Origin of the sequence: Ancylobacter gelatini (assembly GCF_022601675.1) — a bacterium.
Taxonomy (GTDB): domain Bacteria; phylum Pseudomonadota; class Alphaproteobacteria; order Rhizobiales; family Xanthobacteraceae; genus Ancylobacter; species Ancylobacter gelatini.
The window spans coordinates 1-13,897 of the sequence record NZ_JAKVIL010000003.1 but is presented as its reverse complement, the minus strand read 5'-3'; the positions used below and the strand labels follow the sequence as shown (position 1 = coordinate 13,897).

Here is a 13,897-nt window from a genome sequence, read left to right as displayed (position 1 = left end):
CGGCCTCACATCCCTGCGGCGCTGAGCACGCCGAGCATCGCCTTGCCCGACATCACCTTGTCGAGCGCGACGTCGTTCGCGATGGCATAGGCAGGCACCGGCATGCTGTGACCGTCCACGATCACGTCGCGCTGGTTCTGGCCGGAGAAGTCATACCCCGAGGCGCGCGCCGTCTCCTCCGAAACGAAATAATCGGCGAGATATTCCTTGGACGCGGCCTCCAGTCCGGCGGCGACGGTGACGGTGACGCCGATCGCGCGCAACCGGTTCTCCTGCACCCCATCGCCCACGCGGGCCAGGATGATCGGGCCGGTATGGATGCCGATACCGGCGCGGATCGGGATCGGCAGAACGCCGCGCATCTCGATATTGAGCATGTCGAGCACACGGGTCATGTCGCGCGCGGCGCGCAGGGCCGCGCGCGCGCCGGCCGATGGCTTGTCGGAACCGTCGAACACGGCGAGAAGGCCGTCGCCATACATCTGGTCAATGCGCCCTCCATGGCTCTCGACCGTCTGGGTCATCTCCGTGGAGAAACGGTTGATCAGCACCGCGATTTCATAAGGAAGGCGGTTGGAGGTCAAGGTGTTGAACGCGCGCAGGTCGAGGAAGATCACGGTGGCCTCGCGCTCCACCGCCCATTCCTGCGCGTCCTGGTCGGGGTCGGCCAAGCGCTGGCCGAGCACCGGCATCAGGATGCGCACGCTCATGTCGCGGGTCGGCCGCGTCTGGCAGGCGAGACGCACGTTCTCCGGCGCGCCGATGCCGGAGAGCAGCGCCCGCTCCGCGGCGAACGGGTCCGGCAAATCCGCCGCGCCGCCCGTCACCTGCACGCGACAGGTCGAGCAGCGCCCGCGGCCACGGCACGAAGAGGGGTGCGGGATGTGGTACATGCGGCTCGCCTCCAGCACCGAGGTGCCGCGCGGCACCCGGACCGGACCATAACCGCGATAGGTGATGGTCACGGTGGAGCCGATCCGGCGACGGACATAGGCCCCGACCAGCAGAAGCGCGAACGCGCTGGCGAAACCGGCGAGCCCGGCATTCATCATCATGCCCGCATGCTCGATGCCGGCCAGTTGCTCGGGTGTCGGCCCGCCGGCCGCCGCGCCCTGCGCCGCCTCTCGCCCACCCGCGACGAAACCGGCGAAGGCCAGCGCCGGCACCAGCACCGCCACCACAAGCCCGGCGACCCGCCACCTCGGATACCACGCCTTGTAGCGCAGCGAGTGATGAAGGCCGATGACGCCATGGCTCCAGCTCACCACCAGCAGCAGGGTCTGCGAAAACAGCACCGCCGGCCACAGCCGCAGCAGCACGGCATGATAGCTCTGGTCGACATCGAACCATGAGCCTGCGACGCGGGTCTGCAGGACATGTCCCGCCACCAGGAAGGGAATGGCGAGGCCCGATATGATCTGCCACGCCTCGTCTCGCGGCATGCGCCAGGTCGAGCGGCGCATGATGCGGTAGCTGGCCAGCACGACGTGGACCAGTGCCGCGCCATAAAGCAGGAAACCGCCGCCCCAGCTCCTCCACAGCAGCCAGCGCCATTGCTGGGCCTGCTCCATCGCGCCGACGCCGAAAATACCGATGGCGTGATTGACCAGATGGGTGAACACGAAGGCGAACAGGACGAGGCCGGCCCAAAGTCGCGCATGGCACGCCCAGGGCTGATCACTGAGCGAGTTGCGCGACTGTTCGCCCGCCTGCCTGGGGGCCTTGATGGTGGTGACGGCCATGAATCTCGTTTCAGTGCGCGTTAGCGGGCGACGCGATACTGCGCGCCGCATCCGCCGCCGGCGCGCCCTTCGGCAGGCGCTGCACCAGCTGGGCGCAGATATTGTTGAGGTCCATGATCTGGCGCCCGAGCTCGCGCATCACCGCGAGATTGAACGGCAGGGATTCCTTTATGAGTTCAAGGAAGGACTCGCGGTCGACGCGCAGCGCCGTCACCGTGGTCTCGGCGGTGATGCTCACCATGCGGTTCTGCTCGCACAGCACGCCGGCTTCGCCCAGCAGCGTGCCCCGCACATGCTGGGCGAAGTCGATCACGCCGTCCGGCGTGTGCAGGGACACCTTGTACTGGCCCTCGAGCACGATATAGACCGCGTCCGACGCCTCGCCCTGCTCATAGATGGTCTCGCCCGGCTGGAACACGATCCGATCGCTGATCATGGCCAGAAGCTTGAGCTTCGGGGTTTCGACATGGTGGAACATGCGAAACTTCTGAAGCGAGCGCACTTCGTCCTCGATGGTCATTTGGCAACCTCCTGAGGCCTCTGCTCCGGTTCGCGCGGGCGGGGCGGTTCCGTCGGCTCCGGGTCCGCGGCAGCGGCCGGCTCGCCCTTGCGCTCGGCGCCGAGCAGCTTGGGACCTTCAAACCGCAGCACGAGATCGAACGCCTCCAGATTATCCTCGCTCGACTGCGTTGCGATGACCGTCTTGCCGGCCATCGCCTCGAAGATGTTCTCACGGATCATAAGCGCTTCCTGGGGCGGGAAGCTAGAGAGAGCATCGTCGAGAATCAGTATCTCGGGACGCCGGAGCACGGCCCGGGCGAGTTGGATCGTGACACGCTGCTGAGGCGACAGCAGGCGGCCGCCGGGTCCCGATTCCTGATCGAGGCCCTTGGACACCACGAAGCCCTCCAGACCGTGCTCGCGGATCACGTCGCCGGCCACCGCCAGCAGCTTGTCGCGCATATGGGTCTTGCCATAACGGATCCTGCCGAACAGCAGATTGTCGCGGATGCTGGCATCCGGCATCAGGTGGTTCGGGTCGTAGAACTCGATCGAACCGGCCTCGCTCGCCGGCAGGAACTGACGGAAGCTGGCGCGGGCGCGCAGCACGCGCGCCACGAGTTGCTCGTCGATCAGGTTGAGCCGGTGGCGCGGCTCGACATACATCAGCGCGTAGCCGATCAGCTTGTCGCGCACCTCGGCCGGCAGGGTCCGGCGCTGCCCGTGCTGCCAGGCGGACTGCACCACCGGCCACAACGCATCGAGTTCAGCCTCGTCGACGAACGAGTAGCGCTCGCGCAGCGGGTGGTCCGGCGCCAGCCCCTGAAACACCTCGGCGACCGTTTCCACCATTTTCAGACCGATCGAGGTCAGCGGGGCGGTCAGCGCCTCGGCGGCAACGATCGAGCGGGTGAACGGATCGCTGGCCAGACTCGCCGGCGCGAAGCGCTCGCCGATGGGCACGCCGAACAGCAGGTTCTCGCCGATGGTGGCATTGGTGTTGAAGCGATCCGGCCGGAAGCCCTCGACATAATCGATCAGGCCCTGCTCCTTGTAGCGCGCCAGGATGGCCGGGCGCGCCTTGAGGATGCGATCGCGCAGTTCATCCTCCAGCTCGTCGCCGAGCGGGCTCGACCAACCGACACGGAAGATCTCGTCATAGCCGCGCACCACGCGCAGGGCCGCGATGATGGCGTCGTTCAGATCCAGCGGCCCGGTCGCCCCGACGGAGGCATAGTCGATCCAGTCGGCATCGGGGGAGACCAGCGGATTGTCGGTCATTTTCGCCTCGTCGCGCCAGTAGCGGGCGGCGGCGTCGCCATAGTCGATCACCTCCGGCTCGGGCACGGCACGGCGCAGGGCAAAGCACAGATTATCGCGGATCGTGCCCGACATGATGAAAGGCTCGCCCGAGACATAGATCATCAGCCCGCTCGCCTCGCTGTCCGGCATCGCCGAGACCTCGCGCCCGCCAATGGTGACGCTGCCCTGGTAATCGGTAATCTGGCGGCCGATGACCTTGGTCAGCACGTCGCGCCCGCTGCCGGTCGGGCCGACCAGGGCGACGCGGCCGGGCCGGGCGATGGCGGCCGACATGCGGTCGATCAGCACCAGCCCGCGGCCATTGACGACGCGCAGTCCGACGATGGTGATCGGCGCGTCCGGCGCGATCGGCTCCGGGGGCGTCGTCGGCTCGGGCGGCAGCATGAAACCCTTGGAGAACTGGCCGACCACCTGCTCATATTTCACCGTGACGTCGGCGCGGTCCTGATCCCAGTCGATCAGTTCCTTGATCGGGCCGGGCATGTCGCGATAGGCGCCGATCACCGCTACCAGCTGGCCGATATCGAGCTGGCCCATCAGCGCCAGATAGCCGCCCAGCGTGTAGAAGATGAAGGGGGTGAGCTGGGCCAGAAGGTTGTTGAGATATTTGACCGCGAACTTGCGTCGGTAGAGGCGCAACCGGATGTCGAACAGCGTTCCCAGCCGCTTGCCGATCTCGGCAGCGCTGTAGCCGCCGACGCCGAAGGCATGGAGCGCGGGCGCGGCTTCCACCATCTCGCCGATGCGCCCGGCGAGGATGCGCGATTCCAGCTGGCGCATCCGGCCAAGGCGGATCTGCTCCCGGCGCAGATGCGGGATGACGATGCCCTGCACCACGATCAGCGCCAGCGCCAGCGTGCCGAGCCACATGCTCTGCGCCAGGATGAACACCATGGCGGTCATCGCCTGCATGCCGAGAAAGGCCGGCGTGATGAAGGCCTCGCCGAAGAAGCCGCCGATCGGCTCCACCTCGTCCTTGATCATGCTGGTGATTTCCGCCGACTTGGTGGTGCGGATATCCTCCGGGCGGAAGCGCATCACCTGCGAGAACAGGTCGAAGCGGAGCCGCCGCAGCATGCGCTCGCCGAGCACGCCCTTGCGGATGTTGATGACGTATTTGAACCAGCCATTGATCAGCGTGAGCACTAGGAAAACCATGCTCAGCGCGAACAGATAGGGCAGTTGCTCCAGAAGCCAGCCGTCGGTGATCTGATAGGTTCCGCCACCAAGGAAGTCGGGCAACGACAGGGAGAAGTCGAACAGGCGGGCGGTGGTCTGGCCGTCGCCGAAGCGGCTGCCCTGGATCGCCTCGTTGACGATGCGCTTGGGCACGTCGAGCGACCACCAGTAAAACGGCAGGGACGCCAGCACGAACATCAAAACGATGATCTGCTCGCGCCGACTGTACTGCCAGACGTAACGGAAGAAATTGACGGCCAAGGACTTTGCGCCTTTCAGCGCCGCGGCTAAGATTCAATCGTCGACAAATAGGTAGTCGGGATCGGCTCTGCCTGATCGATCACCAAATTATGACAATGCTAGCATAAGCCCGAGGTTTCCGCTGCCATGCCGTGCTCTGCCCCGCCTCCCGCTTCGCCGCGCTACGGCCGGCTGCGCCTCGCCGGCGCGGTGCTGTTGTTCGGGTTGGCTCTGGGCGCCACCCATGCACGCGCCGACCCGCAAGCGCTGGTGCTGCATGAGGATTTCGAGGGCAGCGATTTCTCCGCTCAGGGCGGTCTGTTCTACAAGAACAACCGCGAGCAGGGCGCGGGAAGTCATGTCTTCAGCACCGCGACCGCGCGCACGGGGCGCCAGTCGATCGACCTCTCGGTACGGCCGCAATGCGCGACGCCGAACGGGCTGTGCAGCGAGCGGGCCGAGGTGTGGGAGCGCCCCGAGGTGCTGGTGCCCTATGGCGCGCCGGTCTGGTACGGCTTCTCGATGAAAATGGCCGAGCCGATCCCGACCATGCGCCACCGCTATGTGATGGCGCAGTGGAAGCGCGAGATCGAGCCCGGCGCCGACGGCGATTACAGCCCGCTGCTCGCCCTGCGCCTCATCGAGGGCAAGCTGGCGGTGACGGTCGACACCGATACCGGAAGCTTCGTCGCGGCGGGTGCACCCGAGCGGCCAGGTGGCTGTCGCACCGGCGAGGCCGCTGCCGGGCCGCCGGACGATTTCAACCAGTTCCGCGCCCTCATTGCCGTCGAGCCCGGCTCGGCCGCCGGGGCGCTTGCCGGGTTTTCCGGCTGTACGCCCGACCTCGTGGTCCAGCCTCGTGGCGGCAAGCTGCCGGCGCTGGACTCGGGCTGGATCGATTTCGCCTTCCTGGTCCAGGCCGGACCGGAGGGCAACGGGCGCATCGAAATCCTCGCCAACGGCCAGTGGATCGCCAGCGTCACCGGCCGGATCGGCCATGAAGGGCCGGGACTGGGCGAGAACATGTATTTCAAGTTCGGTCCGTACCGCGCCGGCGCCGCCGACGTGTGGCGCATCTATTACGACAATTTCCGTCGCGGTCCGACCTGCACGGACGTCGCCCCGGCCGCGACCTGCGGGAAGCTGACGCCGCCGGTGGAGGCCAGCACGCTCACGCCTTGACGAGCCCCTCCGGCGCCAGCCCGAGACGGACGAACACATTGCGGGTGTCGACCAGCACGCGGGCATGGGCGGCGACCAGCGCGTAATCAACCTCGTCATGGTCTGTGGCGACCAGCACCGCGTCGAAACCCGCCAGGCCTTCTTTCGTCAGCGGCACCGATGCCTTGCCCGACAGCCGGGGATGGCGGCGCGTCGGCGGCAGCGCCGCGACATGCGGGTCGTGGAACTCGCACAGTCCGCCGCGCTCGTCGATCAGCTCCATCAGCTTGAGCGCCGGGCTCTCGCGCACATCGTCGATGTTCTTCTTGTAGGCCACCCCGAGCACCAGGATGCGTGCGCCGTTGAGCCCGCGCCCCGCTACGGTGTCCAGCGCCTCGGCGAGGCGATCGACCACCAGATAGGGCATGCGGGTGTTGATCTGCCCGGCAAGCTCGATGAACCGGGTCTCGATGTCGAATTCGCGCGCCTTCCAGGTGAGATAGAACGGATCGATCGGGATACAGTGCCCGCCCAGCCCCGGGCCGGGATAGAACGGCATGAAGCCGAACGGCTTGGTGCCGGCCGCCTCGATCACTTCCCAGATGTCGATGCCCATGGCGCCGTAGACGGTCTTGAGCTCGTTGACGAGGGCGATGTTCACGGCGCGGAAGATGTTCTCGGTGAGTTTCACCGCCTCCGCTGCCTGGGTCGAGGATACCGGCACCACCTCCGTCACCAGCGCGCGATAGAGGCTCTCGGCGAGCCGTCCCGCCGCCGCGCCGTCGCCGCCCACCACTTTCGGGATGGTGGCGGTGGAGTAGCGGACATTGCCGGGGTCCTCGCGCTCGGGGGAGAAGGCAAGGAAGAAGTCGCGGCCGGACATCAGGCCGCGCTCCTCCAGGATCGGCTTGACCAGTTCGACCGTGGTGCCGGGCCAGGTGGTGGATTCCAGCACCACAAGCTGACCGGGCCGCAGCGTGCGCGCAATGTCACGCGCAGTGCGCTCGACGAAGGACAGGTCCGGCTCACGCTGGCGGGTCAGCGGGGTCGGGACGCAGATAAGTACCGCGTCGCAATCGCCAAGCCGGGTGAAATCAGCGGTGACGAGGAAGCGCCCGGTCTCCAGCGCGGCGCCCATGCGCTCGGCAGGGATATAGCGGATGACCTGCCGGCCGGCGGCGATGGCCTCGACCCGCCCCGGGTTAATGTCGAACCCGATCACCTCGAACCCGGCCTCGACCGCCACCAGCGCCAGCGGCAGGCCGACATAGCCAAGGCCGATCACGCCGATGCACGCGCGCTTCTGATCGATACGCGCTTCAAGGAGGGCAGCAGCGGACTCGCTCATGTCGGTCAACTCGTCGGGCTGTGAAGCGGGGGCCGAAGGCCATGTCTGGCCGCGGCCCTCTTACCACGGCGGCGCGCGGATGGCAGCGCACCCCGCGCTTGGGGCGGTTCACATCACGCGATGTTCGCTAAACCACTAAAATAAAAGCGAAAAAATCAACAATTTCCCGCGCCAACACCCCCTGCCAAAGTGACGCACCCTCCCCTGGTTCCATACATAAAGTTTGTCGTTATTGTCTCGCCAAACAAAACATAAATTTGGAGGAATTGATGAGCCAGAATCAGAACATCAAGCAAGATGAATCAGGGGCCGGATGGTTCGGCGGAGCCGCTACCCTGCTCGGCATCTTCGTCGTACTAACCTGGCTATGCTTCTGACCATTATTGCAGTGCACACGAGGTGTGTCGGCTGCTCGCCTACCGCCTCACTAGATTGTATCCAATGAATAGGTCCCGCCTCGATCTCTTGTGATCACAATCGAGATCGCGAGCGCCGCAACGGTGCGCGGCGGGGCTGAAGAAACAGGGTTCCGGCGCGAGGGCCGCTATGCGCCCCCACCTTTACGTCGACCGGGTTCAACGCTTGGAAGCGGCGATGTGATTGATGCGGTGGCCGTCGAGGTCCAGCACCTCGAAATGCCAGCCCTTCCAGTCCATGCTCTCGCCCGGCTCCGGCAGATGGCCCAGTTCCGAGAGGATGAAGCCGGCCAGCGTCTCGAAATCGCCGCCGCGCAGCCCCTCTACCCCCAGCGCACTTTCCACCTCGCCCACGGGCATGCGGCCGTCGAGCCGCCATGAGCCGTCCTCGCGCCGCATCGCGTAGGGCTCCTCCTCACCCGCCAATTCCGGCAGGTCGCCGGCAATAGCCGTCAGGATATCGGTCAGGGTCACCAGCCCCTCGAACGTGCCGTGCTCGTCGACCACGATGGCCATGTGGACATTCGAGGCCTTGAACTGTTCGAGCAGGCGCAGCACCGGCAGGGTCTCGCTCACATAGACCGGCTTGCGCAGCGCCTGCGAAAGATCGACGGCGCCGCGCGCCGCGTACTGGCCCAGCAGGTCCTTGGCATGGACCACGCCGAGCACATCGTCGAGATCGCCACGGCACACTGGAAAGCGTGAGCGACCGCTGGCGCGGATTTCCTCGAGCACCGCCTTCGGCTCATCCTCAATGTCGAGCCAGACCGTGTCGACGCGCGGCACCATGATGGAGCGCACCGAACGTTCAGCCAGCGTCAATACGCGCTCGATCATCGCGCTTTCCTGCGGTGAGAAGGCCGGCAGGTCGCCGCCGGTCGAGGCGATGGCGGCCAGTTCCTCCGAGGCGTCCGGCGCGCTTTCCCCGCCCCGCAGCAGCCGGAGCACGGCGCGCGAGGTGCGGTCGCGCAGGTCCATGGTGGTCACGCGCTTGCGCACATTGCGCCGGCCGAACTGATTTGCCGCCTCGATCAGGATCGAGAAGCCGATGGCGGCGTAGAGATAGCCCTTGGGAATGTGGAAGCCGAGACCCTCGACGATCAGGCTGAAGCCGATCATCAGCAGGAAGCCGAGGCAGAGGATCACCACGGTCGGGTGACGGCTGACGAAGGCCATCAGCGGCCGGCTCGCCACCATCATCACGCCCACGGCGATCACGACCGCGATCATCATCACTGACAGATCGCGCACCATGCCGACCGCCGTGATCACGCTGTCGAGCGAGAACACGGCGTCCAGCACCACGATCTGCGCGATGACGTGCCAGAAGACGGCATAGGCGCCCGCGCTGGCCTTGGCCTCGTGGCCGCCTTCCAGCCGTTCATGAAGCTCGGTGGTGCCCTTGAACAGGAGGAACAGGCCGCCGACGATCAGGATGACGTCGCGCCAGGAAATCGCCGAGCCTAGGATAGTGAACAGCGGAGAGGTGAGCGTGACGATCCACGACACCGAGGCCAGCAGTGCCAGGCGCATGAGCAGCGCCAGCGACAGGCCGGTGATCCGCGCCCGCTCGCGCTGGTCCGGCGGTAGTTTGTCAGCGAGGATCGCGATGAACACCAGATTGTCGCTGCCGAGCACCACTTCCAGCACGATCAGCGTGGCGAGGCCCGCCCAGGCCGCCGGGTCCGCCATCCACTCGAACATCATCGTCGCTGTCGCTCTCCTCGCGTCCCGCCCAGCGGAAAACCATCGTCCCGCCGGACCCGCCCCCATGAACTAGGGCAATGGGACCGCGCGCAGCAAGGCTAAGCTATCGCGCGCCGGTGCCCGTTCACATGCACGCGAACAAACCTGTATAAGGGGGCTTCGTCGACGGCACCGTGCCGACCAACAACACCTTCAAAAAAAACGGGAGACGCGAATGTCCCCTCTCGCACGTTTCAAGCTGTTCCGCCCGATCCTGCCGGGCGCCACTCTCGGCCAGCGCCTTCGGGCCTCTGCCGGTGCCTTTGCCGGCATCGGCCTGACTGGCCTCGCCTGTGCGCTTCTCGCGGCCCAAGGACCTCACGGGCTGTGGCTGGTACCCCCGATGGGCGCCTCGGCCGTGCTGCTGTTTGTTGTGCCGTCCAGCCCGATGTCCCAGCCCTGGCCGGTGGTCGGCGGCAACGCGATCTCGGCACTGGTCGGGTTCACCGTCGGGCATGTGGTGGGCGAGCCCGCGCTCGCAGCGGGGTTGGCCGTCGGCCTCGCCATCGCGGCGATGTCGCTGCTGCGCTGCCTGCATCCGCCCGGCGGCGCCGCTGCGCTCGTCGGCCTGTTCGCGGCGCCCTCCGCCAGCCTGCTGTTTCCGCTGGCGCCGGTCGGGCTGAACGCGCTCCTGCTGGTGGCATGCGCCTTTGCCTATCACCGGCTGGCGGGAAATCCCTATCCGCATCGCGCGGCCCCACCGGCCGTGCCGCCCGTCGAGACGGAGAGCCGTCCTTCCTTCAACGCTCAAGACGTCGATGCCGCGCTCGATGAACTCGGCGAGACCTTTGATATCACGCGCGACGATCTGGAGCGCCTGTTGCGTGCCATCGAGAAACGGGCGCTGGCGCGCGCCTATCACGACCTCGCCTGCCGGGACCTCATGACCCGCGACGTGATATCGGTCGGCGCGGAAGCCTCGCGACAGGTGGTCGCGGCACTGCTCGCCAGCCACGACCTTCGCTCGCTACCTGTCATTGACTCCCAGCGCCGCCTCGCCGGCGTCATCGGACCGCGCGAGCTTGGCGGCTCCGGCGCCCTTGCTCACGAGTTGATGGCACCTGCCGCGACCACGGTTCCCGAAGCCCCGGCCCTGGGCCTGATCGCGCAATTCGCCGGCGGCCATGTCCATGCGGTCTATGTCCTTGATTCGGAACGGCGCCTGCTTGGCGTGGTCACCGAGGCCGATTGGCTCGCCGTGCTCACACGCGGCCTCGACATCGGCGCTGCGGGGAACCCGGCGTCGCACCGCCATATGGCGCCCACAATGCCGGATTAACGGAATGTTACCCATGAGCGCCTAGCATCCGGCTCGTCCTGGATGCCGCGCGCCGTCCTGAACCCCGTGGCGCGGGCATATTGGGCAGCGGACGGAATTGACCGCCCGCCGCGTTGATGAGACTGATGTGGGCGGAGGCGCCAGGCGCTTCGGCGCTGTCACGGCTCGAAAGGGGTCGAGCAGAGAGGATCATGGCGGAAAAGGCCCGGATCAGTACGGCGAAGGCCAGCAGCGAGGCCCCTGTCAGACAATGGCACGGCCTGAGAGCGCGTTCGCTCGCCCATGTGGTCGGTGTGGGAGTTATCGGCTTCTGCGGTGTCGCCGCCGTCGCGGTCGCCGCCGCCTGGGGTGCAGGTTGGGGCGCCGATCCAGTCGGGCAGCCCGCATTGCGCCCCATCCTCTCCGAACCCATGAAGATGACCCCCGAACCGTTCGCCATCGCGCCGCCGGTGCCGGTGCGCACGGTGATGGACGTGCGCAACTTCCACTCTTCGGGCCTGATTGCACTTGCGCCGAACTGGCTGTTCGATCCCGCGCTTCAGGAACCGCGGCCGACCGCCCACGAGGCCCCGGTCGCGAGCCTGCCGACGACGGACAATGTGGCGGATGCGGGAACCACGCCCGAGCCGGTGGTGGAGACCGCGACGACTATCCCGCTGCCTGTCGCCAACCCACTTTTTGCCGGCCGCCTCCAGGCTCCCGACACTCCGGATGCCGACGCCGCCGTCGCCCAATCCGCCGAGCAGACCCGCACACAGCTCGCCCTTGCGCCCCTGCCGCCGCGCAACCCGCTCTTGAGCGTCGAGCAGGCGACGGCCGGTCCGCTCCCCGAGGACGAAGCGCCCGACGCGGCGCCGACATTGCCCGACACGCCCCCGCCCGAGGCGATGCGTCCGGAACTGACCTATCCCGGGCCAGAGGACCGCTTCGCTCTCTACGACATCAAGGCCAAGAAGGTCTATCTTCCCGGTGGCAAGAAGCTGGAAGCCCATTCCGGCTATGGCGACAAGATGGACAATATCCGCCACGTCTCCGTGAAGATGTACGGCCCCACGCCTCCCAACATCTACAAGCTGACCTGGCGAGAGAAGCTGTTCCACGGCTCCCGGGCCGTGCGTATGACCCCTATCGGTAAGGGCGAGATGTATGGCCGCAACGGCTTCCTCGTTCACCCCTATCTGCTCGGGCCGCGTGGCGATTCCAATGGCTGTGTGTCCATCGACGACTACGACACGTTCATGACCACCTTCGAGCAGGGCAAGATCGACCGCATCATCGTGGTTGAGAGCATGCCGAAGGGCGATGAGCCGATGAACCCGCTCATCGCCTGGCTCACCGGGCGAAGCCGGGAAAAATAGCGCACCATTACGCCGGTGTGGCGTGGGCGCTGCAAAATGGCACTCACGTTGCACGGGGAAGATCGCGCTTTTTGGCGCGCATCCCGGCCGCTGTCGGTATAATTCTCGCATCAGTGATGCCGACCGGATGCTGGCGCAGCAGCGGGCGCAACGCGGTCGAGAGAAGGTGAATCAAGCCGTGGCCGATCTGGAACGTGTCGTCAAGGAAATCGCCGAAGAGATGCGGCAACGGACCGACCGAGGCGAACCGGCCAGCTATATCCCCGAACTTGCCAATGTCGACACCGGCGCCTTCGGCCTCGTGGTGATCGACAATGACGGCACCGTCGCCGCGGGCGGCGATGCTGACATGCCGTTCTCGATCCAGAGCATTTCCAAGGTCTTCACCCTGACCCTCGCGCTCGGCAAGGCGGGCGACCGGCTGTGGAAGCATGTCGGGCGGGAGCCCTCCGGCAGCGCGTTCAATTCCATCGTCCAGCTTGAATATGAGCACGGCATTCCGCGTAACCCATTCATCAATGCCGGCGCGATCGCTGTCACCGACCGCATCCTCTCGGGCCACCAGCCCAAGGAGGCGCTGGGCGAGATCCTGCGCTTCGTGCAATTTCTCGCCGACGACACCTCGATCACGATCGACCGCACCGTCGCCGAATCGGAACGGCGCACCGGCTTTCGCAATATAGCCCTGGCCAACTACATGAAGTCGTTCGGTGTGATCGAGAACCCGGTCGACTACACGCTCGGCGTCTATTTCCACCATTGTTCGATCGTCATGAACTGTCGGCAACTCGCCATGGCCGGGCGCTACCTCGCCCACTCCGGACGCAACCCGGCGACCGGACACCGTGTGGTAACGCCCGAGCGCGCGCGCCGTATCAACGCGGTGATGCTGACCTGCGGCCATTATGACGGTTCGGGCGAGTTCGCCTATCGCGTCGGCCTGCCGGGCAAGAGCGGGGTGGGTGGCGGTATTCTCGCCATCGCGCCTGGCAAGGCTTCGATTGCGGTGTGGTCGCCGGGCCTCGACGCCTACGGCAATTCACATCTCGGCCGCATCGCGCTGGAACTGCTCACCAAGCGGCTCGGCTGGTCGATCTTCGGTGCGTGAGCCGGCACGGCCGGACTGAAGCGCTGACCGGCGCCTGGTGGCTCGATCGGCGGAACGTTTGATGCGGCCCGGATAGCGCGGAGACGGCGGGAACTGGCGGATGCTTGATCGGGCTTCACCGTCTGCGCTGCGCCACTCCAATGATCATTTGCGAGACAGCCAGCGTCTCTCGCTGGAGTTCACGATCGTTCTGCTGAAGGATTCCGGTGGCCGGGTGACCGGGATGGCCTCGGTCTTGCGCGATGTGACGAAGCGTTTCGAGGAGATGCGGGCTCTGAAGAAGGAACTGGCGCGGTTGGAGGAGCGGCTCCCCGGGCCGTGATGGGGTGCGCGGCCGGGCGCCGGGGGACGGGATCGGGTTACGGCGGATTTTTCATAACAAAACCCCCGCCGGGTTGTTACCGCGACGGGGGTTTTGCTCAGGTGTCGTTTAGAAGCGCATGCTGTGTTTGGCAGGCCTGGCAGCGACCTACTCTCCCAGGTCTTAAGACATAGT

10 protein-coding genes are annotated in these 13,897 nt (G+C 66.2%); 5 read left to right on the top strand and 5 right to left on the bottom strand.

Annotated features, from left to right (window positions below; translation table 11 throughout):
- Positions 1-5: 5 nt before the first annotated feature.
- The 3 genes from MKI84_RS06240 to MKI84_RS06230 are packed head-to-tail and all read right to left on the bottom strand — an operon-like array spanning position 6 to position 5,006.
- Positions 6-1,742, bottom strand: coding sequence for an adenylate/guanylate cyclase domain-containing protein (locus tag MKI84_RS06240; protein WP_241617615.1), 1,737 nt, complete (start codon positions 1,740-1,742; stop codon positions 6-8).
- A gap of 10 nt (positions 1,743-1,752) precedes the next feature.
- Complete coding sequence (locus MKI84_RS06235; protein WP_241617613.1) at positions 1,753-2,262, bottom strand: cyclic nucleotide-binding domain-containing protein; 510 nt, start codon at positions 2,260-2,262, stop codon at positions 1,753-1,755.
- Positions 2,259-5,006: an ABC transporter transmembrane domain-containing protein gene (locus MKI84_RS06230; protein ID WP_241617611.1), complete on the bottom strand. Its 2,748-nt coding sequence runs from the start codon at positions 5,004-5,006 to the stop codon at positions 2,259-2,261. The genes MKI84_RS06235 and MKI84_RS06230 overlap by 4 nt, the downstream gene beginning before the upstream one ends.
- 126 nt (positions 5,007-5,132) lie before the next feature.
- Here MKI84_RS06230 and MKI84_RS06225 point away from each other — a divergent pair, with 126 nt between their 5' ends.
- Positions 5,133-6,167, top strand: coding sequence for a polysaccharide lyase family 20 protein (locus MKI84_RS06225; protein ID WP_241617609.1), 1,035 nt, complete (start codon positions 5,133-5,135; stop codon positions 6,165-6,167).
- Here the strand turns inward: MKI84_RS06225 and MKI84_RS06220 are convergent.
- A complete protein-coding gene (locus tag MKI84_RS06220) occupies positions 6,157-7,494 on the bottom strand; it encodes a nucleotide sugar dehydrogenase (RefSeq protein ID WP_241617607.1) in 1,338 nt (445 codons plus the stop codon). The genes MKI84_RS06225 and MKI84_RS06220 overlap by 11 nt on opposite strands.
- A 575-nt stretch (positions 7,495-8,069) precedes the next feature.
- On the bottom strand, positions 8,070-9,617 hold the full coding sequence (locus MKI84_RS06215) for a TerC family protein (RefSeq protein WP_241617605.1): 1,548 nt from the start codon (positions 9,615-9,617) through the stop codon (positions 8,070-8,072).
- A 214-nt stretch (positions 9,618-9,831) separates the two neighbouring features.
- On the opposite strand from MKI84_RS06215, the gene MKI84_RS06210 reads away from it, so the two are divergent.
- The 4 genes from MKI84_RS06210 to MKI84_RS06195 all read left to right on the top strand — a co-directional run bounded on the left by MKI84_RS06210 (position 9,832) and on the right by MKI84_RS06195 (position 13,723).
- Positions 9,832-10,935: an HPP family protein gene (locus tag MKI84_RS06210; protein WP_241617603.1), complete on the top strand. Its 1,104-nt coding sequence runs from the start codon at positions 9,832-9,834 to the stop codon at positions 10,933-10,935.
- Between the two features lie 191 nt (positions 10,936-11,126).
- Positions 11,127-12,293, top strand: a complete 1,167-nt coding sequence (locus MKI84_RS06205) for a DUF2778 domain-containing protein (RefSeq protein WP_241617601.1) — start codon at positions 11,127-11,129, stop codon at positions 12,291-12,293.
- 127 nt (positions 12,294-12,420) lie between these two features.
- A complete protein-coding gene (locus MKI84_RS06200; protein ID WP_241617598.1) occupies positions 12,421-13,401 on the top strand; it encodes a glutaminase in 981 nt (326 codons plus the stop codon).
- A gap of 100 nt (positions 13,402-13,501) precedes the next feature.
- A complete protein-coding gene (locus MKI84_RS06195) occupies positions 13,502-13,723 on the top strand; it encodes a hypothetical protein (RefSeq protein ID WP_241617596.1) in 222 nt (73 codons plus the stop codon).
- Positions 13,724-13,897 lie beyond the last annotated feature (174 nt).

Excerpts from the sequence above, each read along its gene's own strand:
- MKI84_RS06240 (WP_241617615.1), bottom strand. The coding sequence starts at position 1,742 with ATGGCCGTCACCACCATCAAGGCCCCCAGGCAGGCGGGCGAACAGTCG.
- MKI84_RS06235 (WP_241617613.1), bottom strand. The coding sequence starts at position 2,262 with ATGACCATCGAGGACGAAGTGCGCTCGCTTCAGAAGTTTCGCATGTTC.
- MKI84_RS06225 (WP_241617609.1), top strand. The coding sequence starts at position 5,133 with ATGCCGTGCTCTGCCCCGCCTCCCGCTTCGCCGCGCTACGGCCGGCTG.
- MKI84_RS06220 (WP_241617607.1), bottom strand. The coding sequence starts at position 7,494 with ATGAGCGAGTCCGCTGCTGCCCTCCTTGAAGCGCGTATCGATCAGAAG.
- MKI84_RS06215 (WP_241617605.1), bottom strand. The coding sequence starts at position 9,617 with ATGATGTTCGAGTGGATGGCGGACCCGGCGGCCTGGGCGGGCCTCGCC.
- MKI84_RS06210 (WP_241617603.1), top strand. The coding sequence starts at position 9,832 with ATGTCCCCTCTCGCACGTTTCAAGCTGTTCCGCCCGATCCTGCCGGGC.
- MKI84_RS06205 (WP_241617601.1), top strand. The coding sequence starts at position 11,127 with ATGGCGGAAAAGGCCCGGATCAGTACGGCGAAGGCCAGCAGCGAGGCC.
- MKI84_RS06200 (WP_241617598.1), top strand. The coding sequence starts at position 12,421 with ATGCTGGCGCAGCAGCGGGCGCAACGCGGTCGAGAGAAGGTGAATCAA.
- MKI84_RS06195 (WP_241617596.1), top strand. The coding sequence starts at position 13,502 with ATGCTTGATCGGGCTTCACCGTCTGCGCTGCGCCACTCCAATGATCAT.